This is a genomic window from Acinetobacter sp. BWR-L5 (assembly GCF_039655985.1).
GTDB classification, from domain to species: domain Bacteria; phylum Pseudomonadota; class Gammaproteobacteria; order Pseudomonadales; family Moraxellaceae; genus Acinetobacter; species Acinetobacter johnsonii.
This window is the reverse complement of sequence record NZ_JAGFEV010000004.1, coordinates 40,394-67,225: the sequence shown is the minus strand read 5'-3', so window position 1 is coordinate 67,225 and position 26,832 is coordinate 40,394. Positions and strand designations below refer to the sequence as shown.

Genomic DNA, 26,832 nt, shown 5'->3' with positions numbered 1-26,832 from the left:
TGAAGTGCCCAAACAAAAAGACAGTTTACTGAGTAAACTGTCTTTTTGAGGGTTAAGCAATACCCTGTTTTTTGCTATACAGGGTATCCAGCAGAGCAAAGACACTTGCCATCATCACCAGTGTAATACCGACTAAACACGTACTGCTCCAGCCGCCGTGATGCCATGCATAGACACCTAGCGCCGAGCCACACGCACCACCAATAAAATATAAGGTCATATAGATGGAGTTCACCCGAGACTTCGCATCGGGGCGTAAACGGAAAATCACGTTTTGGTTACAACTGTGTGTGGTTGCAAGCCCTAAGTTAATCAGTGCATAACCGATGATGTAGCTGATAAGTGAACTCCCGCCTAAATATAGGAACACCCAACTGAGGGCTAACGTCCCGCAGCCGACCCAAGTCAAAAGCAGGGTATAACCGCGATCGGCCCATTTACCAATCCACTGGGTGGACAGTGCACCAAATACGCCGACCAAAGTCACCACGCCGACTAAAACATCGGGAAGTTGAAATGGCTCAGAGGTTAAAAGTAGGGCAATGGTTGAAAACAGCATACTCATGGCTGCAAAAGCAAATCCACCCGTGATTGAGCGAAACACCAAACGAGGCTCTTGTTGCAGCAGACTCCCCATGGACTTAAAAATGTCGAAATAGGTGATTTTAAGTTTTGGTAGTTGAGGTAGTTTTCCTTTCATCAGAAGAGCCAAAGCAAACATGGCAATGCCACTCAGCACATAAATCATTTTCCAGTGCCATAAATCTGAGAGTAATCCCGCCACACTGGTCGACAGTAAGATCCCGACCAATAAGCCACTCATGAGGAAACCGACCACTTCTCCCGTTTTTTCAGGTTTGACTGCCATCGTAGCCAGAGGAATCAGCACTTGTGCTGCAACTGAAAAGAGTCCTGTAATAATGGTGCCTAACCAGAGCATCGATAAGTTGGTGGATGTCGCACAGATAAACAGCCCAGCAGATGCTCCAAACATCAGGAATGGAATCAGTTTGGCTTTGTTCAGCATGTCGCCTAAGGGCACAATGAACAGTAAACCTAAAGCATAGGAGACTTGAGCAAAGGTCACGGTCAAAGCCACTTGTTCTTCTGGTGCTTGAAAGCTTTGCTGAATAGAGGAAATCAAAGGCTGGCAATAATAGTTTGCCCCTGCACATAAGCCGCAGACAATTGCCATCAGCCAGAGCAGAGATTTGTCTCGACTGATGTCGAAAGAAGTATTCATAATGAGCCTTTGATGAGGGAGTATTTTTTAGAATGACGTTTACATCGTGCTTTGAGCTAAATAGATGCATCGTTTCAGAAATTGTATACGAAGCTGATTCAAAAGCCTAAAACAAGCGAGAAAAGGCTGCATAAAAAAATGAGTCGAAGATGAAGACATAGCAAATAGTATGACCTGTTCTGAGGATGGTGTTTTCATCTAATACAATCAAAAAATGATGATATTTCGAATTTCCTGTCAAAAAATAATAAAAATCTTTAAAAAATTCTGAACATGGCCATCTATTTTGTATGAAATTGTTGCATTCGATCATTTTTACTCATCTTGCACATCAAAGATTTGGGACAAATTACTGAAATATTCATCTATTTAGGGTGTTTTTGCTCAATTGTGGTGCATTTTTGCTTGAGGTTAGTATGTCAATGCGCGCCATTATCATCCGATAAAATATGAAAAAAACATTTTTGTTGGTTATTTCTCGTTTCAGATCTAGTTAAACGCGATCAACCCCTCCTTGTATTTTTAGATGATCCATTTCAAATACGCATTTTAGTTGAGCTAAATTTTGAGCATTGGCATTTTTGATCGATGAAAAATAGGGACAGGCCAATTCGAAGCTTTTGCAAATGGGGCAAAACTGTCATTTAAGTCAATGTCTGCAAAGTTTGCTTGACAGCAGATGGTAAAGCTCGATGAATGACGGGTTCGGGTTAATGTCAATGTGGTGGTTCATATTCTTGGATTGGTCAAAAAGATCAATACTGCGGAATTAAATGACTTGGTTTTGTGCAAAAAAAGTGCAGATTTTAGTGTGTAAAGATCTGTGGTTCAGAATTTGAATAGAAATAAATCAATTTTTAAGCGGATTCAAAGCAAATAAACGCAATATCACCCAATATTTTTTATGAATCACCAGTTCAGTATATGGGTATTTATTAAATAAATAGTGGGTGGTATTTTAAAAAAGTTTCATTAGAATCCAAAAATTCATAAGAACATCCTGTGAGAAAACATTGCCTAATGGGTGATGTTTACTTTAAGAAAAACTAGCTTGAGGGACGCTCATGCAGATCGGAATTCCAGCCGAAACTGTCGTCGGTGAAAATCGTGTAGCCGCAACGCCAGAAACGGTAAAAAAGTTGATCAGTGCTGGTCATAGTGTAGTGATTGAACGTAGAGCGGGTGTGAAAGCTGCTTATATCGACAGTGCCTATGAGCAAGTCGGTGCTACGCTGACAGATGATGCCTATACCGGTAGCCAAATGATTTTAAAAGTACGTGCCCCTCAGGGTGCTGAAATTCAAAAGCTTGCGCCAAATACATCGGTTATTGCCATGTTTGACCCGTACCGTAATACGGAGCTTGATCAATTTGCATCACAACACGTGTCTGCATTTGCTTTGGAGCTACTGCCACGGACTTTATCTCGTGCGCAGAACATGGACGTATTATCTTCACAAGCCAATTTGTCGGGTTACAAGTCAGTGCTTCTTGCTGCGGCAGAGTACCAGCGCATGTTCCCAATGTTGATGACGGCTGCGGGTACTGTAAAACCTGCACGTGTCGTGATCATGGGGGTCGGTGTTGCAGGTCTACAAGCAATTGCGACAGCAAAACGTTTGGGTGCTGTGGTTGAAGCAACGGATTTACGTCCGACGGCGAAAGATCAGGTGGAGTCTTTGGGTGGCAAATGGTTAGACGTACCTATGTCAGCGGAAGAACAGCAAAAAGCAGCCGATGCTGCGAAAAATGGTTATGGCTGGATGCCGGGTGAAGACTATATCCGCGATCAAGCCATTATTGTGGATAAAGCTGTATCGAATGCTGACATCGTGATTACCACTGCACTTTTACCAGGTCGTAATGCGCCACGTCTGATTAAGGCGGAAACGGTTGCCAAAATGAAACCAGGTTCAATCATCCTTGATATGGCGGTTGAAACAGGCGGTAACGTTGAAGGCTCTAAAAATGGTGAAAATGTTGTGACTGACAACGGTGTGACCATTTTAGGTATTCCAAACATTCCGTCTACAGTTTCAACTGAAGCTTCTGCTTTGTATGCACGAAATGTCTTAAACTTCTTAGATACTCTATTTGATGCAGAGAAAAACTTTGCTATCAATCCTGAAGAAGAAATTCAAAAAGCCCTTCTAGTAACTCATGGCGGTCAAGTACTGCTGAAGCGTGGTTAAGGAGATAGATCATGGTTGAAACAATTACAATTTTCGTCCTTGCCATCTTTGTAGGCTACTACGTCGTGTGGGGCGTTACGCCAGCACTACATACACCACTTATGGCAGTAACCAATGCGTTGTCATCGATCATCGTGGTGGGTGCAATGATTCAAACTGTAGGAATTCCTGCAATTGGTGCTGATGCGAATGTTGCATTCCAAAGTGTGAATGTCGTGAGCATCTTAGGTGCAATTGCGGTGTTCTTAGCAAGTATCAATATTTTTGGTGGCTTCGCAGTAACTGCGCGCATGCTTGAAATGTTCAAGCCAAAGCAAAAGAAAAAAGAGGGCTAATATATGGAATTCATTCGAGACTATGCGGATTGGTTCTACCTGATTGGTGCTGTCCTCTTTATCTTAACTTTACGTGGTTTGTCTGGCCCGAAGACGGCAATTCAAGGTAACCGTTACGGCATGATCGCAATGGCGATTGCTGTAGTGACCACCTTCTTTGTGGCAGATCATCCTGTGATTTGGATGATTGGCGGTGCGATGGTGCTGGGTGCGATAGTGGGTATTGCCCGTGCGCGTACTGTACCTATGACGCAGATGCCTGAAACGGTCGCATTGATGCACTCTTTGGTGGGTCTGGCTGCGGTATTAATTGCAATTGCGGCAATTCTACATAACAACCAACTGACTGCATTATTTGCACAAAATGAAGCTGCATTAACTGCTGCGGGTGTGCAACATGCACACATGAGCAAGGTTCATTTATTTGAATTGTTCGTGGGTTGTTTCGTTGGTGCGATTACCTTTACAGCGTCTGTATTCGCTTATGGTAAATTGGCTGCGAAAAAATGGGCAAAAACCATTTCTGGTGCATGGGTTAAACCTGTACAAGCACTGATTTTCCTTGCAATGTTGGCGTGTGGTGTGTACTTCTTCACGACAGGCAACATGAATGCATTTTGGGCCATGACTGTACTTGCACTTGCATTCGGTTGGGTGTGGATTGCACCAGTCGGCGGCGGTGATATGCCAGTGGTGGTATCACTATTGAACTCCTTCTCTGGTTGGGCAGCAGCAGGTATTGGTTTCACACTTGAAAACAATATGTTGATCGTTGCGGGTTCTCTGGTGGGTTCTTCAGGTGCGATTCTGTCTTACATCATGTGTAAAGCCATGAACCGTTCAATCATCAACGTTTTGTTTGGTGGTGCAATGGGTGGAACTGCGGTAGCTTCTGCGGACAAAGGCGAACAAGCACAGCGTAACCATCGTTCTGGTTCAGCAGATGACGCAGGCTTCTTGATGTCAAATGCAGACAGCGTTGTGATCGTACCTGGTTATGGTATGGCACAAGGCCGTGCACAAAATGCGGTGAAAGAACTGTGTGAGATCTTGAAAGAACAAGGTGTAAAAGTGCGCTTCGCGATTCATCCAGTGGCTGGTCGTATGCCGGGTCACATGAACGTACTTTTGGCTGAAGCTGACGTGGCGTATGAAGACATCTTAGAGATGGATGAGATTAACTCAGACTTCCCTGCAACAGATGTGGTGCTTGTGATTGGTGCGAATGACGTGGTCAACCCTGCGGCGAAAGACGATCCAACATCTCCAATCTATGGCATGCCAATTCTTGAAGCACATAAAGCACGTACCATTATGGTCATCAAACGCTCTATGGCGACAGGTTATGCAGGTCTAGACAACGATTTGTTCTATAACGAAAAAACCATGATGATCTTTGGTGATGCGAAGAAAGTGGTTGAAGATATGACCAAAGCAATCAATGGTGGTGGACACTAATCCTCCTCCTAGAGTGTATAGAGACCACCTTCGGGTGGTTTTTTTATGTTTGCAGCTTTTGCTAAGATGATGTGTATCTTTTCAATAAGAAAACAAGATGAACATAAATCAGATTTCGTTTCAGGTGTTGCTGATCTTTAGTGGGTTCGTTTTGAGTCAAACTACTCAGGCTCAAGTCTTCGAAATAAAAAATGCATCGAAACGCTATGATGTAAAAATAACGACGAGCTGTACGGACAGGAGCTGCGATGGACAAGCCAATATTGATCTTTACCTAAAAGGGACAGTACAGCGCTTTCAGCGTATTTCCTCGGCTGAATTGACGATGGATCTGGACGAAACTGACAAACCATCTGTCAATGTGGTGCAGCTTTATGGTGAGCAAAGTGCCGTGATTTTTGCCGACTTTAATTTTGACGGCAGTGAGGATGTCGCCATCCGTAATGGTAATTATGGTGCTTATGGCGGGCCAACTTACGATGTTTATGTCTTTCATCGGACTAAAAATAAATTTGTGCTGAGTCAGGAGTTATCGGCCTTAACTCATGAAAATTTGGGCATGTTTGAGGTCGATCAAAAACAGAAAAGAATCTTAACCTTCAATAAAAGTGGATGTTGTTATCACATCCGTTCGGAATATATTGTAATTCCTAAACACGGTTTGAGTTTAGTCAAAGAATTTATTGAAGATGCAACAGTTCAAGAGGGAAAGGTTAAAGTGACGGAGCGAACGCTGAATCGTGGTCGATGGGTAGAGAAGGTCCACTATTATGCTGTGGATGAGTACTATAAAAACTAAAAGCTATGTTTTATCAATCAGCTGATAAATGTGCTTTGGCCCTTTTATGGTGTATCGCTTTTTCGCCTTGTTTGAATTGTCCATTTATATTGGTGGGCATGGATCATGATTAAATATCTGTAAGGTGTTGAAACACTGGCATTGATTTTGCAATTGAGATGAATAATCTTTGGGGGATTATTCATGAAAAAAATAAAATACTTACTCTTCTTTGTGTGCTGTATTGCTTTACCCAGTTTTGCTGCAGAGCCCCTGCCAACACAGGCTCAAAATATTCAAGAAATTCGTCTCTCGCTCGACAGTGTCTGGGTGGTGCTCGGTGGCATTTTAGTGTTTTTCATGCAAGCAGGTTTTGCCCTGATTGAAAGTGGTTCGGTGCGCTCTAAAAACACCATTAATGTACTCATGAAAAACTATATGGATGCCTGTTTAGGAGGCTTGGTCTTTTGGTTGATTGGCTTTGGTTTGATGTTTGGTGTCAATTCGAGTGGCTGGATAGGAACCTCACATTTTGCCCCCAATGCCATGGATGACTGGCACTGGAACCTCTTGTTCTTTCAAATGATGTTTGCGGCCACCGCCACGACGATTGCCAGTGGGGCGATGGCTGAGCGGATTCACTTTGTGGCGTATATTGTGAGTGCTGCGGTGGTCAGTGGTTTGATCTACCCGATTTTTGGTGCATGGGCTTGGGGGAGCTTATTTGATGGCGAAGGTTGGCTAAAAGCCATGGGTTTCATTGACTTTGCAGGTTCAACGGTGGTGCATTCGATTGGTGGATGGGTGGCTTTAGCCGGAATTATTGTGTTGGGGCCTCGTTTAGGGCGGTTTGGGCGCAATGGACAAGTTCATTATTTGGCAGGACATAATTTACCGTTGGTGGCGCTAGGCGGTTTTGTTCTATGGCTGGCATGGTTTGGTTTTAATGCGGCCTCTACTGTGAAGGCGGATGTGAGTATTGGGCGGATTGCCTTGAATACACATTTGGCAGCGTGTGCTTCGGCAGTTGCCTATATGGTTTATACCCTAATACGTGGTAAAGCAATTTTAATGCGCGGTACCATTAATGCCTCCTTGGGTGGGCTGGTTGCAATTACGGCGGGCTGTGCAACCATGAGTCCACTGTATGCCATCATCAGTGGGGCGGTGGCAGGTGTACTGGTCAGTATTTTACCAGTGGTGATGGAAAAACTCCGCTTGGATGATGTCGTCGATGCGGTGACTGTACATGGTTTTTGTGGGGCATGGGGCACATTGGCTGCGGGGCTATTTTTTGAAAACAATATGTTTAATGCGGGGATCATTGCGGTACAAGGCTTGGGGATTTTGACAGCCTTTGCGTGGGGTTTTGGTGTGGCATTGATCGTCTTTAAAGTCTTAGACGTCGTTCTTGGTGGTTTGCGGGTGAGTAAACAACATGAACAACGTGGCTTGGACTATACCGAACATGCAGAACTGTCTTATCCCGAGTTTCAGCGTGATGTGACGTTTGAAACTGATGATATGACCAAACGTCATTAATGAAAGAGGATAGCTCATGTCGACTGAAACATTAACTATTGTACAAAAACGCCAAGCGATCGAACGTGGATTGAGTCAGTACTTACAAGGAACACTTTTAGAGCAAGTATTGAATCACTGGGAAGCGAAATATGGTGATCAACCCTCCTTTGTCCTGAATCGTTTTTTGAGTGAAATTTGTACCACAGAGGAATTACGTTACTTTCGAAAAGACATGCTCAAAAATGTCTTGGCAGAAATGGCCCAAGTTGAAAAACAAGTGTTGTTGAATCCATCTGCAAAAGCATCGAAAAGCGAACAAGGGGGAGCAGTGTTACTCGATGCATTGACGTTTTTTCTGCAAAATGTCTATCAAGCAGTCAAAGCCGTTGATGTGCAGGAGTTTGAGCGTGAGGTGAAAACGCAGCTAGATGCTTTATCCATTGTGATTGATAGATATCAGGCCTTGGATGATCGAGCGGTGCTCGAAACTTTGCCCATGACTCAATATGCGCAGGTCTTGACGGTCTGTTATGAAAATTATTGTGAATTTTATGGTCCAGCAAAAGCAGATCAACTCTATGCCCATGTGAAGCGCCAAGTGAAAGAGCACTACCCAATGGTCGATATGCATCGCTTAATTTAAATAAAATTAGACATAAAAAAAGCGACCTTCAGGTCGCTCTTTTCATATTAGGCTACAGTTTCTTCTGGGGCTGCACGCCAAAGGCTTTCTAAGTCGTAGAAACGACGCGCTGTTGGCAACATCACGTGCACAACAACAAAGCCAAGATCAATCAAGATCCATTCTGCATCACGTTCGCCTTCGACACCGAGAGGGCGAAAACCTGCTTTACGTGCTTCTTCAGCAACGTTATCAGCAAGTGCTTTGATGTGACGCGTTGATGTACCGCTTGCAATCACAATTGCATCAGCGACGTTGCTGATTAGGCTGACATCAATCGCTAAAATATCTTTTGCTTTTACATCTTCAAGGGCTTCATGTACAACTTTTAAGCAAGCTTGTACGTCGGCAGCTTGGGTATTCATTGCGAAATCGTGAGAATTAGAAGCGCTGGGCGATGGTTCTAAATTCATAAAGGGAATTTTTCCGGACAATAACTCATCTTATAATATAGCGTTTTTAGGCGAAAATTTCAAATCCGCAACAGTTCAACTTTGAGGATGTGCAGCAAAGTATTTTGCCTTCCATGCAAAGGACTGAGTTGAAACAGTTTTTGGTCGATATTCCGCCGCAATAAAACCGTCATAACTGCTGTGTTGTAGCCATTCAAAAATATTTGCATACATAATTTGTGCAGTATCTGGTTCATGCCGCCCCGGGCAGTCTGCAAATTGGATGTGACCAATATCTTGAATATTTTCTTGTAGCCCTTGCAACACATCCTCACCCATCATGGCCATGTGATAGCAGTCGTATTGCATTTTAAGTGCAGGATGTTGTACTGCTTCTAGCATTTCCTGTGCTTGGGCAATATTTTGTACTAAGAAGCGTGGCATATCGGTGCCGTTGATCATTTCAAAGACAGGTTGAATGTCATGTTCACTGAACATATGGCAGGCCAGTTTCAGGTTTTTGGACAAGGTATTTAAACAGGGCAGTAGATCGGCATCTAGGGGTTGTTTACCAGCAAGGATATTCACACTTGGCACTTTGAGTGCGCTGGCATATTGAACTGCCAACTGAAGAGCGTGATGAAACTCTAGCTCTTTGCCGGGGATGCCTGCTAGACCATTTCCACCGGTCATTAAGTCGCCCGCAGGAACGTTAATCAGGCAGAGACTTAAGTCATGAAGCGTAAGCTGAGTTTGAATTTGTTCAATGCTGAGTTCATAGGGAAATTGGATTTCCACATGTTTAAAGCCTGCGGTTTGAGCCAAAGCAAAACGCTCAAGCAGCGGCACTTCGGTAAAAATCATGGATAAATTTACAGCAAGTTTGGTCATGATTTTCTCCTAATTTTATTTGGCTTTTTGTTCTACTTGTAAGATGACTGAGGCAAGATCAGCTTCAGCATAGCCTTGTTGTTGGTGTGCTTGCAATTGCTGAAGTGCTCGCGCAGCAACAGGAATGTCGAGTTGGTGCTGCGCCGCAAGCTGCACGGCATTGTTCAAGTCTTTGGACAGGGTTTGAACTTTCCACTGTACGGGCTCAAACAGGTGAGTCGCCATACGTGGACTTAAAATTTGAAAGGGTTTCGAATCGGCAAAACCGCCTGCAAGCGCAGGTGCGAGTAAGCGAGTGTCCACGCCAGCTTTGGATGCTAAAGCAACCGCTTCTGCAATCAGCGTGCTATTGGCTGCCACAATCAGTTGATTACAAATTTTGGTGGCTTGTCCTGTTCCTGTGTTGCCCATACAGGTGACACGTTGCGACAAGATATTATAAATCAAAGACAAGTCTTGAATCGTCTGTGCATCGCCACCAGCAAAGATGACCAGCGTACCTTGTTCCGCACCGACAGTCCCCCCTGAAACAGGTGAGTCGATCCATTGCACCTGTTTTTGTTCGGCGCGTGCTGCAAGACTCAGGGTTTGCTCCACCGAAAGACTGGAAAAGTCGATGATCACTTGCTTTGCCGTCAAAAACGGTTCGATTTGTTCATAAACGCTGAGTGCGGCTTTGTCATCAGCTAAACAGGTCAGAACTACGGGATATTCAGCAATACTCTGTAGTGCTAAGTCTGTCGCTCCCAAATCAATGAGGGCATCACAGGCGCTACTGGTACGGTTCCATACAGCGACTTCGAAACCCGCTTGAAGTAAGCGGGTGGCCATCCGGCTTCCCATGAGTCCCATGCCGAGAAATGCAATTTTAGTGTGTCGATCGAAATTCATGGGACCCTCTTTGATTGTCAGTGCTTAAATACTGTTATTTATATTGGCGTGGTAGATACTGCACGTCGGGTTGTTTATCTTTCTTACGTGCGATTTGGCTATTTTTACCTAACAGTAATTTGAGCTGCCAAATTTTTTCCAAACGTAAGGATTTTTTAGGCTCATGCTGCATGGCATCCAGCACATATTTTGAGGCCATGAGCGCATCTGGTGAGCGTTGTAACATTTCTTCTGCAATGGCTTGGGCTTTAGCAAGCGGTGATTCATCAAGATGTGTGACTAAGCCGATTTCTTTGGCATAAGTTGCATCGAAAATACGCGCCGTAAGTGTTAATTCTTTGGCAAGATCTAGTCCGATCAGACCTTTTAAAGAACGCGTTAGTCCCATATCCGGAACCAGTCCCCAACGGCTTTCCATAATCGACATTTTGGTTGCAGGGTGTGCGACACGAATGTCTGCCGCTAAAGCCAGTTGCATACCAGCGCCAAAGCAAAATCCTTCAATCGCGGCAATCACAGGAACAGGCAGTTCTTGCCAAATTAGGAAAGCTTTTTGAAATAGACTTTGTCCCGGTTTAATCAGCTCCCATGCGGCATAGGCGCGATTCTTCGGATTGTTCAAATCGGCAAGATCAATGCCTGCACTAAAGACTTGCGCTTCACCAGTGAGGATGACACAACGAATGCTGCGGTCTTTTTTAATTTTTTCAGCAGTTTTAACCAACTCGCGCAACAGGTCGAAACTCATCGCATTGCGTTTGTCTGGACGGTTTAGTGAAACAGTGGCAATGCCATTTTTGTTTTCAATGCGAAGTAAAGCCATGATGAGAACTCTTATTTTTTGCTCGCACGGAGCATAGCATAGCTCTCGTGCGGATAAATGACACCAAGAGTCACGTCGCAATTTGTCTTTCGTGCCATGCTCTTTTGAATGTTTTATGGGATATGTTTGATTAAAATTTGCTGTGCCGCATGTTGTACTTGTTCAATCACAACTTTGAGTTCATTGAAACGCTTTATGGTTTCTTGAACAAATTGTTCATCGGCTTTACGACGTTCTTTACGTAAGGTTGAAACAAACTGTTCAAATGTCCCTGTTGCTTCTTGTAAGTTGGGTACACCGACATAGCGTGTTGCACCATACAGACGGTGTAGCACATGCTCCAATTGTGGGAAATCTTCCATTTCAATCAACTGCTTCATTTCATGCAGCTCAGTATCAAAACTATCCATTAACATACGCAGTAAGTCGACTGCTAAGTCTTCTTTGTTGGCGGCTAACTGTAAGCTTTGCTGCCAGTCGAGTACCTTCGGATCAAGTGCTTCAATCACTATGGCTTTTTCAACGGGTGAGCCTTTGTTGAAACGATCAGTGGTCCAATGGGTCAAGATTTGAATAATCTGATCAATTTGAATCGGTTTGGTGACATAGTCATCCATGCCGACTTGCAGTAGTTTTTGTTTTTCATCGGCCAATGCATGTGCGGTGAGGGCAATGATGGGCAAACGCTTATGGTTTTCAATGGTTGACTCCAGCGCACGAATGGCACGTGTGGTATCGACACCCGACATGACAGGCATTTGAATATCCATAAATACCAAATCAAAAGCTTTGCTGTCGTGTTCAGCGCGCTCTTGTAAAATCTCTAAGGCTTGTTGGCCGCTTAAAGCTTTTGTTGTCGTGACATTCAATTCGCCTAGTAGTGCTTCAAGGACAATCAGGTTAGGGAGATGGTCATCCACCGCTAAAATATGTAAGCCTTGACCATTGAAGGACTCTATTTCATCTTCTTCAAATAGCGGTTGATTGCTGAGCAATTGAATCAAAGCACTCCGACTGAGCGGTTGGTATAATGGTCGTGCGCGATACTCATTCAGCGTGGTTAAATCAAGTGACATCTGGTAGCCATAAACCGCAAGGTTACCGCTATAACGCTGACGAATTTCTTTTAATAAGGCTTCGGTATCACCACTGTGGTCAACAATCAACCATGTGTTTTCCACATCTTGAGGCAGTCTGTTGAGGTGACTGAACAAGTCTAAAATTGAACTCGATTCGATGTGCTCCACAGCATAGTCTTCAAGATAATGGCGCAGAATATTGGCTGTTGCAGGATGTGCCAAATACGAGACCACTTGCATATCGCTAAACTGAGGATGCTCAACGTACTCATCTTCTTCATTGACCATAAACATGGCTGTAAACCAGAAGGTGGAACCTTTTTCGGTTGGCGCGCGTTCTTGGTTGTCCTCAAATCCAATTTGCCCCTGCATCAAATGCACCAGCTGTTTGGAAATCGCTAAGCCTAGACCTGTGCCGCCAAATTGGCGCGTGACCGAAGCATCGCCTTGCGAGAAAGACTCAAACAGTTTTTTACGGTCGGTTCCACTGAGTCCAATGCCGCTGTCTTGTACACTAAAGTGCAATAGGCACTGTCCAATATCATCTTGTTCCATTCTTGCGCGGACGATGATCTCGCCATCAGGAGTAAACTTAATGGCATTGGAAATCAGGTTGGTTAAAATTTGTTTAAAGCGTAGGGCATCTCCAACCACATGCTTTGGCACATTGTCGGCATAGTAAAAGGCCATATCGATATGCTTTTGTGCAGCAAGAGGAGATAGCATATCCATAACATCAAAAATTGCTTCTTCTAGATCAAAAGTGGCAGTATCGAGTTCTAATTTACCAGCATCAATTTTTGAAAAATCTAAAACATCATTAATCAGCGCCAGTAAGTGGGCAGACGATTTTCGGATGGTTTGTAAATAAAGATTTTGGTCATTGTTGAGGTTGTCTTGACGCAGTAACAGGTGAATAAAACCATCAATACTGTTCAGTGGCGTGCGCAGTTCATGGCTGATATTGGCCAAGAACACTGACTTGGACTGACTGGCTGAAATGGCTTGGTCACGCGCTTGACGATAGGTAATGTTTTGCACTTCTAAAGTGTCAAGGGTTCGACGTAAATCGTCTTCCGTCTGCTCAGTGTGTTCTTTCAATTCTAAAAAACTAAAATGCAGGCGTTTCACCACATTGGCAATATCGCGCTGTAGTAAGCGTAATTCACCAGTACTGTTAATCAGCATGTGTTGATCAAGAGTGTCGGCATTTAAACGTTGCAGCTGCATGCGAATTTCATACATCGGCGCAATCCAGCGACGCGAGTAGAAATTTAAACAGAGTAAAAGCAATAAGAGTGTCAACAGACCCGTCGCAATCAACACAATCAACACGCGATAACGGGCAATTTGTAAGGGCTGGTTATCTAATTCAACCACCAACTGCGCAGGTGTGCCTGTAAATTGGTTGATGGGCAAACCATATACCGTATTGCCTTTAAAATTCATCGGGCCAAAAAAATCAGTATTTTTTTTCAGCGCGGGCCATGGCGCTTGGTCTTGGTAGCCAATGCTGAGTTTGTTATTGCCTTTGTCATCAATAATTGCGGCACGAATCAGATGTTTTTCATCTAACATCTTTTGCATCAAATAACGTGCATTTTCATACTGCCAAGGGGAGGCATTCACCAAATTGATCGCCGCTTCTGCATCCAGCTGATAGCGCGTTAAAATCGCTATCGCCATTTGTCGCTGCTGGGCTTTGGCCGCATTTGAAGTTTCGGTAATAACCAGTAATGCACCTACACAGGCCAAAATCATAATCGGCACGAAAATAAGTGCAATGAGCTGTCCATAAGCATGGTTTAAGTGCAGACGATTAAATAACTTTTTATTGATATTTGACATGGTGCAAGTGATTTATTCCCTATGCTTTGAAGTGTAGCACGCTTTATAAAAAATCGATGGTGCTTTAATCACTTTCACGAAAAAGCACGCTAAATGGGTGCAGGGACAGGCATTTTTCCATACAATAGGCGCACCTCGATCAAGGTGCAAAGAATGAGTACTACATCCACTGATTTTCAAGCAGACGAATTTTTGTTAGATCACTATGTTGGAAAAACTCCACTGGTGCGTTTACAGCGTCTGGCAAGTCAAACTCAAGCAACAGTATTGGCAAAGTTAGAAGGCAACAACCCTGCAGGTTCTGTCAAAGACCGTCCCGCGTATAACATGATTATGCAAGCGGAAAAGCGAGGGCAAATCCAGCCGGGCGATACCTTGATTGAAGCGACCAGTGGAAATACCGGCATTGCACTGGCGATGGTTGCTGCGATGCGTGGCTATCAGATGAAACTGATTATGCCCAACAACATGAGCCAAGAACGTAAAGATGCAATGCGTGCTTATGGCGCGGAACTGATTGAAGTGACCAAAGAACAGGGCATGGAAGGTGCACGTGATTTGGCTTTGCAAATGCAAGAAGAAGGCAAAGGGCATGTACTCAACCAGTTTGGTAATCCTGATAATGTTGAAGCGCATTATTTAACGACTGGGCCTGAACTTTGGCAGCAAACGGGTGGCAAAATTACTCACTTTGTGAGCTCAATGGGCACTACAGGCACCATTATGGGAGTCTCTAAATATCTCAAAGAGATGAACCCCGACATTCAAATTATTGGCCTACAGCCATCAGATGGTTCAAGTATCGCTGGGATTCGCCGTTGGCCTGAAGAATATTTACCAACCATTTTTGACCGCAGTCGGATTGATCAAATTATTGATATTCCGCAAATTGAAGCGGAAAGAACCATGCGTAAATTGGCGCAAAAAGAAGGGATTAGCGCAGGAACTTCTTCAGGTGGTGCGGTGTGGGCATCAATTAAAATTGCTGAAGAAAACCCCGGTGCTGTCATTGCGTGCATTATTTGTGACCGTGGTGACCGTTATTTATCGACGGGTCTTTTCTCTGTGGTTGATCCTGAATAAAACAAAAAATAGAGTCTTAGATATGCGCTTACCTGTTCTCACCTTTGATATTGAAACCATGACTGATTTGAGATCGGGGGCGCATTTATATGGTTTAGATTTGCCTGAGGCTGATTTGGAGGCGGCACTGACCAAATTGCGTCGCCAAGAATCAGGCATGGATTTTCAGCGTTTGGCTTTGCATGAAATTGTGTGTATTTCAGGCTTGTGGCTAGACGACCAAGGCCAGATGAAACTCTTTTCTTTTAGCCGTGAACAATATTCGGAAGCAGAAATTCTTAGTAAGTTTTTATCCATATTTGATAAGCGCTTACCAACTTTAGTGAGCTGGAATGGCGCTCAGTTTGACTTGCCAGTAATCATGCTTCGAGCTATGTATCATGGTTTAACTGCACCTGCTTTGTTCGATCAAGGCGAAATTGACACACAAAAGCGCTATAATAACTATCAGAACCGTTATCATCAGCGTCACATCGACCTGATGGATGTGATGGCAATGTTTAATGGACGTCATTTCCAAAAGCTAGATGATGTTGCCCATTTATTGGGGTATCCCGGTAAACGAGGCGATGGGGCTTACCATGTACCTGAATATGTTCGGGCGCAGGAATGGCTCAAACTCACCAGTTATTGTGAAGGTGATGTGCTAAATACATGGTTGGTGTATTTGCGTTGGCTCTTGCTCAAAGGGCAATTGCTCGCTCAAGACCACCGTCATTTTATCGATCAAACCATCCAGTTTTTACAGGCTCAACCGCAGCATCAAGACTTTTTGTCGGTGTGGCGTGAGACCTCACAGCAGACGGCTTTTACCGCTGCCGATTTTTCCCCTTCCCATCTTTAGGTACACATGAAACATAGAGCCAAACCTCGTCCAACTCAACAGCCCAGTTATATTTTTCAGGTTGAGTCACTTTCGCATGAAGGACGCGGCATTGCGCACTATGGTTCGCATCCAGACCATCCTGCGGACAAGCAGGGTAAAAAAGTCTTTATTAGCTATGCGTTGCCGGGTGAAACGGTTAAAGCGCAGATTACCCATGCGGTAAAGCGTTTAGAGGAAGCCGATGCTGTTCAACTCCTCAGTGAAGCCTCTGCTTTTCGGGTTGAACCGAAGTGCCCGCATTTTAAAAGCTGTGGTGGCTGTAATATGCAGCACATTCATCCCGATGAACAAATTCGTTTAAAGCAAGATGTGCTTAAATCACACTTGCAGCATTTTGCGGGGATTCAACCTGAAGAATGGTTGCCGCCTTTGCGCTCTTTACGTGAAGACTACCGCCGTAAAGCACGCATTGGGGTGCGTTATTTGCCGCACAAAGACCAATTGGTCGTGGGTTTTCGAGAGCGTCAAACCAATAAACTGACTTCAATTGATCGTTGTTTGGTGTTAGATCAAGCGTTTGGTTCAATCACACGCTTGAAGCAGTTACTCCAAAGTCTAACAGCCAAAGCAGCTATTGGTCATATAGAATTGGCCATGGGGGATTGTGACATCGCCCTCACGGTGCGACATACTGAAAAATTAAACACAGAGGATGTCAACCGATTAAAACAATTTGCGTTAGACAGAGGGTGGCAATTGTATTTACAAGCTGCTGGCCCAGACAGTCTAAAGCGTATGGATGATGAACATGCAGAGATGCGTTTACATTATCGTTTAAATGATTTTGATGTGGCATTTGGATTTAACCCACATGACTTTACTCAAGTAAACTCAACCATTAACCCGCAAATGGTGAAATTGGCATGTGACTTGCTAGATTTAAAACAAGGAGAACGTGTTCTCGATTTGTTCTGTGGTCTAGGAAATTTCTCTTTGCCTTTGGCTCGATGCGTGGGAGCAACAGGACAAGTGGTTGGTGTTGAAGGCAGTGAAGAAATGGTTCAACGTGGTGCAGAAAATGCGGAACGTAATGCTCTTGGCCAGTTGAAGTTCTTTTCACAAGATTTAACAAAAGATTTCTCGCATCATTCTTGGGCAAATCAAGGATTTGATGCATTATTGATAGATCCTCCACGTGCAGGCGCAGAGGAAATAATGCATTATATGCCTAACTTTGGTGCAAAAAGAATCGTTTACGTGTCGTGTAATCCAGCGACACTCGCAAGGGATGCGGGGCTGTTGGTACAACAGGGTTATCGATTAGTCAAAGCCGGTGTGATGGACATGTTTACCCACACAGGTCACGTTGAGTCGATAGCATTGTTTGAAAAAGATAATGAGATAAACGATTAAAGAATATGAAGCGTAAAAGTGTAGGAGAAGGGTATGGTCACAGTACGTGAGCAACTACCTGGGCGACTCAATGAGTTGTCTCAGGAGGCGACTGTAGAGCATGCCGAACAAGCTCAACATGATTTGGCTGAATGGTTAGATCGTGTTCGAAGCATATTAGATGATGCGAAGCTTGAGCAACTCGAAGAAGTTGCCAATTTGACTTTACAAAAAGAGTTAGAAACTACGGTTAATCATCGTTCCAATACCTTTTATACCGGTATTGAAATGGCGGATATTCTGGCCCATTTACATGTCGATGAAGACACCTTGGCTGCTGCGATGCTCTATCGTGGTGTACGCGAAGGCGTGATTCCATTGGCGGAAGTACAAGAGCATTTTGGCGAACAAGTGCATGCACTTGTCAAAGGCACTTTGGCTATGGGTAAGTTATCTGACCTCATCGAGCAGAATAAACGCCTCGAAGATCACTTTAATAACAATCAGCGCGAGCACTTAAACGGCATTTATAAAATGTTGATTTCGGTGACGGAAGACGTGCGCGTTGTACTGATCAAATTGGCTGAGCGAACTTATGCACTGCGTGAATTGGCGACTTCATCTAAAGAACGTCAAGAGCGTGTAGCACGAGAAATCTTAACCATTTACTCACCTCTGGCACACCGTTTAGGGATTGCGCAGTTAAAGTGGGAACTGGAAGATTTAGCCTTTCGCTATTTAGCACCCGATCGCTATAAAGAAATTGCGACGCTGCTGAATGAAAAGCGACTGGAGCGTGAGCAATATATTCAGTTTGTGATTGATACATTGCGTGCATCTTTGAATGAGCATGGCATTGAAGCTGAAATTAGCGGCAGGGTAAAACACATTTATTCGATTTATCGAAAAATGAAAAGTAAGAACCTGAGCTTCGATCAGCTCTATGACATTCGTGCCGTTCGGGTCTTGGTTAAAACGGTTCCTGAGTGCTATCACTCGTTGGGGATCGTGCACCAAATTTGGCGGCATATTCCGCATCAGTTTGATGACTATATTACCAATCCGAAAGCCAATGGTTACCGCTCACTGCATACGGCTGTGATTGCGGAAAACAAGTCACTTGAAGTTCAGATTCGTACCAAGAGCATGCATGAAGAAGCAGAGCTCGGGGTGTGTTCGCACTTTAACTATAAAGAGGGCGGTAAGAATACCGATCGCTCTTTTAACCATCGTTTACATTCATTGCGTGCAGTACTTGAACACTATCAAGAGCGCAATGATGCGAATGTACATAAGTCGGATGAAGACTCTGAAAATTTTGAGCAAATTCAAGATTTTGAGGACTTTGAAAAGATTTATGTGTTTAGCCGTGATGGAGATATTAAAGAGCTACCACGTGGTTCGACCGTACTCGACTTTGCTTATCATGTGCATACTCAAGTCGGTAACAAGTGTTATGCCGCGCGGGTGAATCAGCGTTATGTTCCGCTGACTTATACCTTAAAAACGGGTGAGCAAGTTGAGATTTTAACCAAGAAAGACCGTGAGCCAAACCGTGATTGGTTGGTGAACTCTTTAGGTTATATCAAGACGGCACGTGCGCGTGACAAGCTGCGCCATTGGTTTAGACAACAAGACCGCAGTAAAAACTTGGAAGTGGGTCGTGACCTGCTCAACAAAGAACTTTCACGTTTAGCAATTCACCCAAAAAGTATTGATTTGAATGATTACTGCAATCATTTCAATGTTAAAGCGGGTGAAGATATTCTGATTGCACTGGTCAATGGTGACATTAGTCTGCATGCCTTGATCAATCAGGTGAACCGCCATATGCATTTGGATCAGGACGAACCTGAACTGGTGCTGAAGCCGACGTTGAATCCACGTGCTAGTCATACCTTGTCAGCACATGGCATTCTGATTGATGGTTTAGATAACGTTGAGCTGCATGTGGCGCAGTGTTGTCAGCCTGTACATGGTGAGTCAATTGCGGGTTATATCACCTTGAACCGTGGGGTGAGCATTCACAAAGTGGCATGTCCTGACTACTTACGCATGATTCAAAATGAACCTGAGCGTGCAGTAGAAGCTGATTGGGAAATGCAGCCAACGCGTGGTCAGAGTGTACAGATTGTGGTGGAAGCTTATGATCGCCGTGGTTTGCTCAAAGATTTGACCCAAGTGATTTTCTCCGATCAAATCAATATTCGTCAGGTCAACACCATCTCTGAAGCAGACGGTATTGCCAATATGAAATTGTTGATTGAAGTTAAAGGTTTATCGCAACTATCAAAACTGTTGGCACGATTGGAGCAACAACCAGGCATTATTAGTGCGCGTCGTTTGGTACAAGGTAACTAAGCGAATTGAAAAAAAAAGCCTGCAATTGCAGGCTCTTTTTTTATTTAGAAAGGTACAAGTTGGTTAGGCGATTCAGAAATTGGGGACTGATTTTACTCAGTTGAAATAAAAGCTTGGCTTTGGCACCCACGGCTTGATGGGTTGCAGTGAGTGCCGTATCTTTTGCAACAGCACGTTGAAAAACGTGGTGCGCTACATCTTCTGCAGTTAAGTGTACCCCCATGTTTTGAATACTCTTCGCTTGCATATCTTGCACCATGGCAGTTTGTACAAATAGCGGCATAACATCTAATACGCGAATGCCATATTTCTGCCATTCGGTATCTAAGCCTTCGGTGATACCGCGTACTGCAAACTTACTGGCAGAGTACGAGACCAAATCAGCTTGACCATAGATGGCTGAAGCCGATGAAAGGTTGATGATGCGGGCAAAATTCGCTTGTTTGAGATAGGGCAATGCAGCATGGCAGCCATTCAGTACACCATTAACATTGATCGAGATGGTTTTGTGATGTGCGCTGATCTCTGTGTGTTCAAAAGGCCCTGAGAATAGAATTCCTGCATTATTGACCAAAACATTGAGCTCGCCCGCCCATGCGACAAACTCGGCTAAAGCAGTTTGCCAATCTTGATAGTTGGAAACATCGAGCTGTCCTGCTTTGGCATTTGGGCCGAGGCTAGCTGCCAGCTGTTCGGCTTGAGCGCTATTGATGTCATAAATCCCGACTTTGTAGTGATGTGCATAAAATAAGCGGGCGATGGCCGCACCAATACCTTGGGCTGCACCGCTAATCAAAATACTGCGCATTGAAACTGCTCCTTGTTGCTCTTTTTCTTGATGTTATTGTTGTGATTGGATTGAGCATAACAAATGAATGCCGTCATAATGTAATTTTTATCAATTTGATTTTTGAAGAGAGATAAACATGGAACAATTGCTTAACGTGATGCGTGAATTACGTGAAAAGTGTCCATGGGATCAACAGCAAACCCCAGAAAGTTTAACCCGCTATGCCATTGAGGAGGCTTATGAAGTTGAAGCAGCCGTGCGTTCAGGTAAAGCTGATGAGGTGCGTGATGAGTTGGGTGATTTACTGCTACAGGTGGTGTTCCAGTCACAGATGTATACCGAGCAAGGGGCTTTTAATTTTCAAGATGTGGTCCATGCCATCACAGAAAAACTGATTCGTCGTCATCCCCATGTTTTTCAAGCACAGCAGTTTTCAGCTTTGTCTGCCGAAGATGTAGGCGAGCTTTGGAAGCAAATTAAACAACAGGAAAAACAAGGTAAGGCACAGTCACGATTAGACAGCATCAAGCATGGCCCAGCCTTACAACAAGCGGAACAGATTCAAAAAAATGCAGCACGGATCGGTTTTGACTTTCCAGATGTAGCAGGTGCTTATACCAAGCTTGAAGAAGAATTAGCTGAATTGAAACATGCGGTTCAACAGCAAAATTCCGATGAAATAGCAGATGAATTTGGCGATTGTTTATTTTCAATGATCAATGTTGGACGTAAACTGGGCGTCTCAAGCGAAATGTCGCTTTTGAGTACGATTCATAAATTTCGCACTCGTTTTGCTTTCATTGAAGATCAGGCTTTGCAACAACAAAAAAAGATTGAGCAGATGTCTTTAGAAGAAATGGATCAACTGTGGGAGCAAGCCAAATTACAACTGAAATAATAAAAATGGTGGCTTGAATTGATAAAAATAAAAGTAAGTTTGTTGATCATTGCGTTGTTATTGCTGAGTTTATTGGCTTGGGTGCCCAGTGGTTATGCACAGTCTTTTGATCAGAACTATCTGAACTGGAAAGCAGAGCAGCAGGCGTGGGATGATCGTACTCAAGCCCCCAAGAGCGTGAAACGTGCTGTGTCGCCTGTTCAGGCCCAACCTGTGTCGAACGCAAATAAAATTAGTTTAAATCAAGCCAGTGTTGATCAATTGCAGCAACTTCAGGGTGTGGGTTTAAAAAAGGCCCAGGCAATCGTGGCCTATCGCCAGAAACAAGGGCCATTTAAGACCATAGATGAGTTACAACAGGTGCGCGGTATTGGACCAGCGATTTTTGCAAAAAATAAAGCCCGTTTAGGCTTGTGAAAAAAGCAGTGTCATTTATTGGTGAATTGATCAGAATCCTGCTTTGCTTTCGATAATCAAATTGCCCTTTGATTGTGTTAGATATATGATTAGCGTCATCTTAGAATTTTACGTTTAGGCGTAGGAGACAGCGGCTTTTGCAAACTTTGCGCGCGTCAAAATGTGGTTTATCAACCGCTCAATTACCTTCTTACATTTTAGATGTGATCGATGCATTAACTAAGGCAGGCTATGAAGCGTATATCGTCGGTGGCGGTGTCCGCGACATGATGCTTGGCCTAAATCCCAAAGATTTTGATGCAGTGACCAATGCAACACCGTCACAGGTAAAAGAAGTTTTCGGACGACGTTGCCGTATTATCGGGCGCCGTTTTGAGCTGGCTCATGTCTATTCAGGTCGTGAGTTGGTTGAGGTGGCAACTTTCCGTGCACCGCCGAAGAAAGAAGTCACCTCTGCACAAGGCATGATTTTGCGTGATAACAATTGGGGCACCATTGAGCAAGACTTTGTCCGCCGCGATTTTTCAATTAATGCAATGTACTATCAGCCACGTAAGGGCGTTGTCTTAGATTTCTGTCATGCTGTGGATGACATTAAAAATAAAACCTTACGTCTACTGGGCGATGCACAAACGCGTTTTGAAGAAGATCCTGTGCGAATGCTGCGGACTTTACGTTTTTCTGCAAAATTAGGTTTCTCAATCGATCAGCAGATTCTCGATGTTTTCACCTTGGAAATGACGCAGTTGCTACGCGATGTTTCACCGCACCGTTTATATGATGAATCTCAGAAGCTGTTCACGATGGGGCATTTAAATCGGGTGCTGCCAATGTTGATCGATTTCGGTATTTGGAAGCAGTTATTTGCAGATATCAAACCGAATATCACTCCATTTATTGAACGTGCTGCTAAAAATACCGATCAACGTATTCAAGTGGGCAAAACCATCAACCCTGCATTTTTCTATGCGGTATTGTTATGGCAACCGTTCTTAGAGCGTTGTGAGTTTTATAGCAGTAAAGGTGTGGTTGCAGCTGAAGCGCGTGCACAAGCAGGACTTGATGTATTAAAACGCCAAGCCACGCGGACTATTATTCCGCGCTTTGCCGAAACCTTCATTCGTGAAGTGTGGGAAATGCAAACTCGGTTACTTAATCCGAAAGCACAGCAAATTCAAGCCTTATCTAGCCATGCACGTTTCCGTGCAGGCTTTGACTTCTTGTTGCTTCGCGAAAAATCCGGTGATGAGGGTACGCTCGGCATGGGACAATGGTGGGACGCGTATCAGTTGATGAGCACCGATGAAAAAGAACGTGCTATCAGCCAATATAACCGCCAACGTGCAAAATCACGTCGCAGCGGTAAAGCAAGTGCTGAAGAAGCGGCGATTGCTAAAACGGTAAGTCATGAAATTGAGCCTTTGGTACAAGAGCAAGAGTCGCGTAGTCGTCGTGCACGTAAACCGAAGCAACACGCTGAAGCTCGTACCCAGATTGGTACGGGAGCAGGTCATAGCTCGACCGAGATTGGTGCAGATCACCCAATTTTAAAACGTAAACGTGTTCAGCGTGATTTAAGCAGTGTGATTTTTGGACCGACACAATGAGCATCGTTACGTACATTGGTCTAGGTAGCAACTTAGGCGACTCTAAAGTGATTTTGACTGAAGCGGTGCACAAGTTGGCTAGTCTTGGCGGTGTAAAGATCTCCAAGCTGTATCAAAGCCCACCGATGGGGCCGCAAGACCAGCCTAATTATTTAAATGCCGTGGTGCAACTCAGCACAAACTTGGCACCGTTGGCTTTGCTAGATGAGCTGCAACGTTTTGAGCAAGAGTCGGGACGTGTGCGTTTACGCCATTGGGGTGAGCGCACTTTAGATTTAGATTTACTGATCTATGCAGAAGAGAAAATTCAGCATGAACGCTTAACCGTGCCACATGTCGGTGTGATGGAGCGTGATTTTGTGTTGATTCCATTGCTGGATTTAGACCCCAATTTACACATTGATGGTATTGCGTTGAAACAGTTGCCTGTTGTACAACAACCCACGTTGAGCGTACTGGATGCAGGCAATTGGGCAGAGATTTAATTTAGCCGAGCTAAAGATGTTGAAAGGAATAGTTTGATGATTAGTTTAAATGACTTAAGAAAATTTAAAGCAGAAGGTCGCAAATTTTCCTGCCTGACTTGCTATGATGCAAGTATGGCAAAGGCAATGGAACTTGCTGAAATTGATACCATTTTAATTGGCGATTCGCTAGGTATGGCCATTCAAGGTCGTGATTCCACTTTGCCTGTTACAGTTGAAGATATGGCTTACCATACCGCAGCTGTACGCCGTGGTAACCAGCATGCCTTAATCATGACCGATTTACCGTTTATGAGTTATGCCACTTTAAGTGATGCTTTGCAAAGCTCAAAAGTAGTGATGCAAGCGGGCGCGCAAATGGTCAAAGTTGAAGGTGGTGCGTGGCTGGCTGAAACGGTCCAGGTTTTGACACGTAACGGTATTCCTGTATGTGTACACTTAGGTTTAACCCCACAGTCGGTACATGTATTTGGTGGTTATAAATTACAAGCACGTACACGTGAAGCGGCAGACCAACTGATTGCGGATTGCCAAGCGGTGGTTGATGCGGGCGCTGCGGTGCTGTTATTAGAGTGTGTGCCTGCGCAGCTCGGCAAAGAAATTAGTGAGTTGTTCCCACATGTACCTGTCATTGGCATAGGCGCAGGTGTGGATACCGATGGTCAAGTCTTGGTGGTACAAGACATGCTTGGACTGACTTTTGGTCGTGTTGCAAAATTTGTGCGTAACTTTATGAAAGAACAAGCAGGGGAAACGGCGATTTTGGATGCGTTCAAGGCATACCATACAGCTGTGCTAGATAGCTCATTCCCTGCGAAAGAACAAACATTCCAAGTCGAGCTGTAAAACATGAAAACTGAAACCACGATCCAAGGCCTATCAGCATCATTGAACCCTGCGCGAACGGCTCGAAAAAGTATTGGTTTCGTCCCGACCATGGGGAACTTGCATCAGGGGCATTTGAACCTTGTGCGCGAAGCGAAAAAACTCTGTGATGTGGTTGTAGTCAGCATTTTTGTGAATCCTATTCAATTTGGACCCAATGAAGATTTTGACAGTTACCCACGCACCTTGGAACAAGATCAGCGCTTGTTGGCCGAGGTTGGTTGTGACATCGTGTTTGCACCATCGGTTGAGCAAATGTATGGCAACAGTCCACGTTTGACCAATATTACTGTTTCAGATATCACCAATGATTTGTGTGGTCTACAACGCCCAGGTCATTTTGATGGTGTCGCCGTTGTAGTGACGAAACTGTTCAATATTGTGCAACCTAATTTTGCTTTCTTTGGTGAAAAAGACTATCAACAGTTGGCTGTGATTCGTCAGTTTGTTCGTGATTTGAATATGCCGCTTGAGGTAATGGGTGTGGCAATTGCACGTGCAGAAGATGGTTTGGCTTTAAGTTCCCGTAATGGTTATTTAAGCGAAGAAAACCGTCAAAAGGCACCGACCATTTATCAAAGTTTAAAAGCGGCAGAACAGTCGCTACAAACCGGTACTGCTTTAGCGGATGTGTTAGCAAATATAAAGGCGACATTGACACAGGCTGGTTTTGTTGTGGATTATGTGGAAGCACGCACACCTGCATTGCAGAAATTAGATGCGTTTGACCAAGATCTGGTGCTTTTTGTTGCGGCGAAACTCGGGGCAACTCGTTTAATTGATAACTTGAAAGTGAAACATATTTAGGCAAGCTCACCTCTCAAAGGATTAAGATGAAGCGCATTTTAATTGTTACAGGACAGTCTGGTTCAGGTAAATCCTCTGCATTACAAGTATTGGAAGACCTCGGTTATTACTGTATTGATAATTTGCCTTTGGCCTTACTCCCAGAGATTGTGGCTAAACTGGATCGGGAAAATAACCTTGAGCAGTTGGCGCTTGGTGTGGATGTACGCAGTACACGTGCAGATTTGCAAGAGTTCGACTTGGTGTTTGAACAATTGCAAAGGCATGGTACGGTCGATATTATTTATTTGACCACGCGTGACCAAGAGCTGATTGCGCGCTTTAGTGCTTCACGTCGTCCGCATCCGTTGGCGACACGCTTTCAAAGTTTGAATCAGTGCATTCAAGAAGAAAAAACCCTTTTATTGCCGATTAATTTGCGCTCAACCGTGCATATTGATACCACCGATAAAAGTGTGCACGATTTAAAGCATACCTTGCTGTCAAAGTTGGGGCAGTCGGATAACCTGATTTTGATTTTGCAGTCTTTCGGCTTTAAACATGGCATTCCGCTAGATGCTGACTATGTGTTTGATGTTCGACATTTACCCAATCCCCATTGGGATTTAGAACTGCGGAAGTATTCTGGACTAGATGCCCCTGTGCAAAAATTTTTGGAACAAAGTGAGCAAACCCACGAAATGTTCCAAGATATTTATAAGTTTTTAGATAAATGGTTACCAGCTTTTGCTGAAGGGCATCGTCACTATATGACCGTGTCAATTGGTTGTACGGGTGGGCAGCATCGCTCTGTATATATTGTGGATAGACTCAAAAAAGCCCTTGAGGCAAAATGGTCTATTCAGGTCCTCCATCGAGAAATGAAGCACTGGGCATGATTGACACAACTGTTGACGTAATTAATAAACTAGGGTTACATGCGCGTGCATCTGGCAAGCTCATTGAAGTGACCACCAAATTCCGTTCTTCAATCCAAATTGGAAAAGGAGACAAATTGGTGGATGCCAAAAATATTATGTCCCTCCTGATGCTAGGCGCAGGAAAGGGCACCACTTTACGCTTGGTGCTTGAAGGCGCAGATGAAGAACAAGCTTTATCTGAGATTCAGGCACTATTTGCAGCAAAATTTTACGAGGCAGATTAAT

At 44.1% G+C, this 26,832-nt stretch carries 25 protein-coding genes; 18 read left to right on the top strand and 7 right to left on the bottom strand.

Annotated features, from left to right (window positions below; translation table 11 throughout):
- Nucleotides 1-52 precede the first annotated feature (52 nt).
- The gene (locus JZ787_RS08230) at nt 53-1,243 is read right to left on the bottom strand and encodes an MFS transporter (RefSeq protein WP_346312093.1); all 1,191 of its coding nucleotides are present in this window, start codon (nt 1,241-1,243) and stop codon (nt 53-55) included.
- A 1,064-nt stretch (nt 1,244-2,307) separates the two neighbouring features.
- Here JZ787_RS08230 and JZ787_RS08225 point away from each other — a divergent pair.
- The 6 genes from JZ787_RS08225 (at nt 2,308) to JZ787_RS08200 (ending at nt 8,173) form a co-directional block, all read left to right on the top strand.
- Nucleotides 2,308-3,435: an NAD(P) transhydrogenase subunit alpha gene (locus JZ787_RS08225; RefSeq protein WP_005400772.1), complete on the top strand. Its 1,128-nt coding sequence runs from the start codon at nt 2,308-2,310 to the stop codon at nt 3,433-3,435.
- 11 nt (nt 3,436-3,446) lie between these two features.
- Nucleotides 3,447-3,770, top strand: coding sequence for a proton-translocating transhydrogenase family protein (locus tag JZ787_RS08220; RefSeq protein WP_346312092.1), 324 nt, complete (start codon nt 3,447-3,449; stop codon nt 3,768-3,770).
- A gap of 3 nt (nt 3,771-3,773) precedes the next feature.
- Entirely contained in the window at nt 3,774-5,228 is a 1,455-nt protein-coding gene (locus JZ787_RS08215; protein ID WP_148826712.1) for an NAD(P)(+) transhydrogenase (Re/Si-specific) subunit beta, read from the top strand.
- Between the two features lie 97 nt (nt 5,229-5,325).
- On the top strand, nt 5,326-6,027 hold the full coding sequence (locus JZ787_RS08210; protein ID WP_346312091.1) for an FG-GAP repeat protein: 702 nt from the start codon (nt 5,326-5,328) through the stop codon (nt 6,025-6,027).
- Nucleotides 6,028-6,210: 183 nt separating this feature from the next.
- Nucleotides 6,211-7,548 (top strand): ammonium transporter, encoded by a 1,338-nt coding sequence (locus tag JZ787_RS08205; RefSeq protein WP_234955319.1) that lies wholly within the window; start codon nt 6,211-6,213, stop codon nt 7,546-7,548.
- A gap of 16 nt (nt 7,549-7,564) precedes the next feature.
- Complete coding sequence (locus tag JZ787_RS08200) at nt 7,565-8,173, top strand: hypothetical protein (protein ID WP_346312090.1); 609 nt, start codon at nt 7,565-7,567, stop codon at nt 8,171-8,173.
- Between the two features lie 47 nt (nt 8,174-8,220).
- On the opposite strand, the gene rsfS is transcribed toward JZ787_RS08200, so the two are convergent.
- The 5 genes from rsfS to JZ787_RS08175 form a co-directional block, all read right to left on the bottom strand.
- A complete protein-coding gene (gene rsfS / locus JZ787_RS08195) occupies nt 8,221-8,625 on the bottom strand; it encodes a ribosome silencing factor (protein ID WP_004692321.1) in 405 nt (134 codons plus the stop codon).
- Between the two features lie 75 nt (nt 8,626-8,700).
- Nucleotides 8,701-9,495 carry a TIM barrel protein gene (locus tag JZ787_RS08190; protein ID WP_346312089.1) on the bottom strand — a complete coding sequence of 265 codons (795 nt, stop codon included), beginning with the start codon at nt 9,493-9,495 and terminating at the stop codon, nt 8,701-8,703.
- A 15-nt stretch (nt 9,496-9,510) separates the two neighbouring features.
- Nucleotides 9,511-10,386, bottom strand: a complete 876-nt coding sequence (locus JZ787_RS08185) for an NAD(P)-dependent oxidoreductase (RefSeq protein ID WP_224467416.1) — start codon at nt 10,384-10,386, stop codon at nt 9,511-9,513.
- 34 nt (nt 10,387-10,420) lie between these two features.
- Complete coding sequence (locus JZ787_RS08180; RefSeq protein WP_004692317.1) at nt 10,421-11,209, bottom strand: crotonase/enoyl-CoA hydratase family protein; 789 nt, start codon at nt 11,207-11,209, stop codon at nt 10,421-10,423.
- Between the two features lie 113 nt (nt 11,210-11,322).
- A complete protein-coding gene (locus tag JZ787_RS08175) occupies nt 11,323-14,136 on the bottom strand; it encodes an ATP-binding protein (RefSeq protein WP_346312088.1) in 2,814 nt (937 codons plus the stop codon).
- Between the two features lie 153 nt (nt 14,137-14,289).
- On the opposite strand from JZ787_RS08175, the gene cysM reads away from it, so the two are divergent.
- From cysM to JZ787_RS08155, 4 genes are read left to right on the top strand one after another with little or no spacing between them, the layout of a single operon-like run.
- Complete coding sequence (cysM, locus tag JZ787_RS08170) at nt 14,290-15,219, top strand: cysteine synthase CysM (protein ID WP_168157955.1); 930 nt, start codon at nt 14,290-14,292, stop codon at nt 15,217-15,219.
- Nucleotides 15,220-15,241: 22 nt separating this feature from the next.
- Nucleotides 15,242-16,063: a 3'-5' exonuclease gene (locus tag JZ787_RS08165; RefSeq protein WP_004692313.1), complete on the top strand. Its 822-nt coding sequence runs from the start codon at nt 15,242-15,244 to the stop codon at nt 16,061-16,063.
- 6 nt (nt 16,064-16,069) lie between these two features.
- Nucleotides 16,070-17,458, top strand: a complete 1,389-nt coding sequence (gene rlmD / locus JZ787_RS08160) for a 23S rRNA (uracil(1939)-C(5))-methyltransferase RlmD (protein WP_346312087.1) — start codon at nt 16,070-16,072, stop codon at nt 17,456-17,458.
- A 33-nt stretch (nt 17,459-17,491) separates the two neighbouring features.
- A complete protein-coding gene (locus JZ787_RS08155; RefSeq protein WP_004979149.1) occupies nt 17,492-19,798 on the top strand; it encodes a bifunctional (p)ppGpp synthetase/guanosine-3',5'-bis(diphosphate) 3'-pyrophosphohydrolase in 2,307 nt (768 codons plus the stop codon).
- Between the two features lie 40 nt (nt 19,799-19,838).
- Here the strand turns inward: JZ787_RS08155 and JZ787_RS08150 are convergent, their stop codons facing one another.
- Nucleotides 19,839-20,606, bottom strand: a complete 768-nt coding sequence (locus JZ787_RS08150) for an SDR family oxidoreductase (RefSeq protein ID WP_346312086.1) — start codon at nt 20,604-20,606, stop codon at nt 19,839-19,841.
- 118 nt (nt 20,607-20,724) lie between these two features.
- On the opposite strand from JZ787_RS08150, the gene mazG reads away from it, so the two are divergent.
- The 8 genes from mazG (at nt 20,725) to JZ787_RS08110 (ending at nt 26,831) form a co-directional block, all read left to right on the top strand.
- Nucleotides 20,725-21,486 (top strand): nucleoside triphosphate pyrophosphohydrolase, encoded by a 762-nt coding sequence (mazG, locus tag JZ787_RS08145; protein WP_062033385.1) that lies wholly within the window; start codon nt 20,725-20,727, stop codon nt 21,484-21,486.
- A gap of 18 nt (nt 21,487-21,504) precedes the next feature.
- Nucleotides 21,505-21,903, top strand: coding sequence for a ComEA family DNA-binding protein (locus tag JZ787_RS08140; RefSeq protein WP_062033382.1), 399 nt, complete (start codon nt 21,505-21,507; stop codon nt 21,901-21,903).
- Nucleotides 21,904-22,040: 137 nt separating this feature from the next.
- Complete coding sequence (gene pcnB / locus JZ787_RS08135; protein ID WP_346312085.1) at nt 22,041-23,510, top strand: polynucleotide adenylyltransferase PcnB; 1,470 nt, start codon at nt 22,041-22,043, stop codon at nt 23,508-23,510.
- The gene (folK, locus tag JZ787_RS08130) at nt 23,507-23,995 is read left to right on the top strand and encodes a 2-amino-4-hydroxy-6-hydroxymethyldihydropteridine diphosphokinase (protein ID WP_148826703.1); all 489 of its coding nucleotides are present in this window, start codon (nt 23,507-23,509) and stop codon (nt 23,993-23,995) included. The genes pcnB and folK overlap by 4 nt, the downstream gene beginning before the upstream one ends.
- Before the next feature lie 36 nt (nt 23,996-24,031).
- Nucleotides 24,032-24,841 carry a 3-methyl-2-oxobutanoate hydroxymethyltransferase gene (panB, locus tag JZ787_RS08125; protein ID WP_346312084.1) on the top strand — a complete coding sequence of 270 codons (810 nt, stop codon included), beginning with the start codon at nt 24,032-24,034 and terminating at the stop codon, nt 24,839-24,841.
- A gap of 3 nt (nt 24,842-24,844) precedes the next feature.
- Nucleotides 24,845-25,687 carry a pantoate--beta-alanine ligase gene (gene panC / locus JZ787_RS08120; protein ID WP_125274089.1) on the top strand — a complete coding sequence of 281 codons (843 nt, stop codon included), beginning with the start codon at nt 24,845-24,847 and terminating at the stop codon, nt 25,685-25,687.
- A gap of 26 nt (nt 25,688-25,713) precedes the next feature.
- Entirely contained in the window at nt 25,714-26,565 is an 852-nt protein-coding gene (rapZ, locus tag JZ787_RS08115; protein WP_004692298.1) for an RNase adapter RapZ, read from the top strand.
- On the top strand, nt 26,562-26,831 hold the full coding sequence (locus JZ787_RS08110) for an HPr family phosphocarrier protein (protein WP_010325935.1): 270 nt from the start codon (nt 26,562-26,564) through the stop codon (nt 26,829-26,831). Before rapZ ends, JZ787_RS08110 begins: the two co-directional genes overlap by 4 nt.
- Nucleotide 26,832 lies beyond the last annotated feature (1 nt).

Excerpts from the sequence above, each read along its gene's own strand:
- rlmD (WP_346312087.1), top strand. The coding sequence starts at position 16,070 with ATGAAACATAGAGCCAAACCTCGTCCAACTCAACAGCCCAGTTATATT.
- cysM (WP_168157955.1), top strand. The coding sequence starts at position 14,290 with ATGAGTACTACATCCACTGATTTTCAAGCAGACGAATTTTTGTTAGAT.
- panB (WP_346312084.1), top strand. The coding sequence starts at position 24,032 with ATGATTAGTTTAAATGACTTAAGAAAATTTAAAGCAGAAGGTCGCAAA.
- JZ787_RS08190 (WP_346312089.1), bottom strand. The coding sequence starts at position 9,495 with ATGACCAAACTTGCTGTAAATTTATCCATGATTTTTACCGAAGTGCCG.
- JZ787_RS08165 (WP_004692313.1), top strand. The coding sequence starts at position 15,242 with ATGCGCTTACCTGTTCTCACCTTTGATATTGAAACCATGACTGATTTG.
- JZ787_RS08210 (WP_346312091.1), top strand. The coding sequence starts at position 5,326 with ATGAACATAAATCAGATTTCGTTTCAGGTGTTGCTGATCTTTAGTGGG.
- JZ787_RS08155 (WP_004979149.1), top strand. The coding sequence starts at position 17,492 with ATGGTCACAGTACGTGAGCAACTACCTGGGCGACTCAATGAGTTGTCT.
- rapZ (WP_004692298.1), top strand. The coding sequence starts at position 25,714 with ATGAAGCGCATTTTAATTGTTACAGGACAGTCTGGTTCAGGTAAATCC.
- panC (WP_125274089.1), top strand. The coding sequence starts at position 24,845 with ATGAAAACTGAAACCACGATCCAAGGCCTATCAGCATCATTGAACCCT.
- JZ787_RS08205 (WP_234955319.1), top strand. The coding sequence starts at position 6,211 with ATGAAAAAAATAAAATACTTACTCTTCTTTGTGTGCTGTATTGCTTTA.
- JZ787_RS08220 (WP_346312092.1), top strand. The coding sequence starts at position 3,447 with ATGGTTGAAACAATTACAATTTTCGTCCTTGCCATCTTTGTAGGCTAC.
- JZ787_RS08230 (WP_346312093.1), bottom strand. The coding sequence starts at position 1,243 with ATGAATACTTCTTTCGACATCAGTCGAGACAAATCTCTGCTCTGGCTG.
- JZ787_RS08110 (WP_010325935.1), top strand. The coding sequence starts at position 26,562 with ATGATTGACACAACTGTTGACGTAATTAATAAACTAGGGTTACATGCG.
- JZ787_RS08185 (WP_224467416.1), bottom strand. The coding sequence starts at position 10,386 with ATGAATTTCGATCGACACACTAAAATTGCATTTCTCGGCATGGGACTC.
- JZ787_RS08215 (WP_148826712.1), top strand. The coding sequence starts at position 3,774 with ATGGAATTCATTCGAGACTATGCGGATTGGTTCTACCTGATTGGTGCT.
- mazG (WP_062033385.1), top strand. The coding sequence starts at position 20,725 with ATGGAACAATTGCTTAACGTGATGCGTGAATTACGTGAAAAGTGTCCA.
- JZ787_RS08180 (WP_004692317.1), bottom strand. The coding sequence starts at position 11,209 with ATGGCTTTACTTCGCATTGAAAACAAAAATGGCATTGCCACTGTTTCA.
- JZ787_RS08150 (WP_346312086.1), bottom strand. The coding sequence starts at position 20,606 with ATGCGCAGTATTTTGATTAGCGGTGCAGCCCAAGGTATTGGTGCGGCC.
- folK (WP_148826703.1), top strand. The coding sequence starts at position 23,507 with ATGAGCATCGTTACGTACATTGGTCTAGGTAGCAACTTAGGCGACTCT.
- JZ787_RS08200 (WP_346312090.1), top strand. The coding sequence starts at position 7,565 with ATGTCGACTGAAACATTAACTATTGTACAAAAACGCCAAGCGATCGAA.
- JZ787_RS08175 (WP_346312088.1), bottom strand. The coding sequence starts at position 14,136 with ATGTCAAATATCAATAAAAAGTTATTTAATCGTCTGCACTTAAACCAT.
- rsfS (WP_004692321.1), bottom strand. The coding sequence starts at position 8,625 with ATGAATTTAGAACCATCGCCCAGCGCTTCTAATTCTCACGATTTCGCA.
- JZ787_RS08225 (WP_005400772.1), top strand. The coding sequence starts at position 2,308 with ATGCAGATCGGAATTCCAGCCGAAACTGTCGTCGGTGAAAATCGTGTA.